The following is a 1,231-nucleotide window of genomic DNA, read 5'->3' as shown; positions in this document are numbered from 1 at the left end:
CGACGAGCCGGCCACCACCCGCGTCACCCACACCGTCGACCTTCGTCTCTTCCCCGAAGAGCGACGCCCCACGCCACCCACCAGCGCGACGAGCCTACGCATCACACCACCAGGCACACCCTCACGCCGACATCGAGATATGGCCCATGCGGCCTAAACGAGCGACGTTGACCCAGAACGCACCGTTGCTCGGCCTGCACGGACGAGGCCGGGCAGGGCTCTGTCCTTCACGAAGACATCGTCGTCGGAGCACCGCTTTCGATGGAGGATCTCACGGACGCGCAGCGCCTTGACCGTTTTGCTCTCAAGTATGCCCACGACTCTTGCCAGGTCAAAGAAGTGCGGCGAGTCCCGCACGACTGCCTGAGCGGCTACGCCTGGGCCGTACGTTTCACCGAGAACTTGTGATCTTCAGCCTGAAGGGTGCCGGAGCACGACAAGTCCAATCAAAACGGCGGGCGACGTACGCATGCGATGACAAGAGGCGAGCGAATCCAGTTGAACCGGCACTGGCACAAGAACCTGCGGCCGCGGCTGCACGGTCTTGCCGAGGGCCTTGACCCCGAATCCTGAACACGGGTTATGCGGCTGCTGCCAGCGTAGTTGGTGTGAGGTGGAGGGCGTTTTCGAAGTCGATCGGTGATCGTTGTCCGAGGCGGGAGTGTCGGCGGCGGGTGTTGTAGCGGTGGAGCCATCGGAAGGTGTCGAGTCGGGCCTCGCGCTCGTCAGGCCACCCTTTCCGGCCCCGGAGTGTCTCGCGCTTGAAGGAGTTGTCCGCGCTGGACCCGACCGCGCTCATGCTTCGCCGCACCCCTGCTGACCTGCAGGCTGGCCGTAGACCCGGCGGTGTGTGGGGTCGACGTCGATGAACATGTGCTCGGCGGGCTTCACCTCGCGCTCGGTGAGGTTCTCGGCGACGGTGGTGTGCACGTCGGTGATCAGGTTCGGTGCCGGGACACGGAGACAGCCTTCGGCTTAGCTCGCCCGCGCCGGGCAGCAGCGGGGTGTGCGCCGCGAGGCGGGTGAGGAAGTCGCGAGGTGATGCCCTGCCCGGCCGCGGCAGTGATCAGGTCGGCACCGTCCCAGCCGCCGGCCCCGCTGGAGGCGGAGAACGCAGCCTTGCGGAAGAAGGTCCGCCCAGGCCAGGGCCGCCGAGGGCTTCGACAAGGGCGCCTTCCGCATCGACTGGAAAGCCCGTCAGGTCCGCTGCCCCGAGCACTCCACCAGCGCC

Annotated in this window: 1 protein-coding gene and 1 pseudogene; both read right to left on the bottom strand. The window is 66.7% G+C overall.

Annotated elements, in window-relative coordinates; genetic code table 11:
• Positions 1-580: 580 nt before the first annotated feature.
• Positions 581-826 (bottom strand): annotated as a pseudogene (locus ACFU5K_RS31970) (integrase core domain-containing protein); the annotation flags it as partial.
• On the bottom strand, positions 796-930 hold the full coding sequence (locus ACFU5K_RS31965; protein ID WP_384068272.1) for a hypothetical protein: 135 nt from the start codon (positions 928-930) through the stop codon (positions 796-798). The gene ACFU5K_RS31965 and the pseudogene ACFU5K_RS31970, both read right to left, overlap by 31 nt.
• Positions 931-1,231: the final 301 nt, after the last annotated feature.

This window comes from Streptomyces sp. NPDC057428, assembly GCF_042803195.1.
GTDB lineage: Bacteria > Actinomycetota > Actinomycetes > Streptomycetales > Streptomycetaceae > Streptomyces.
This window is presented reverse-complemented; position numbering and strand designations above follow the sequence as displayed.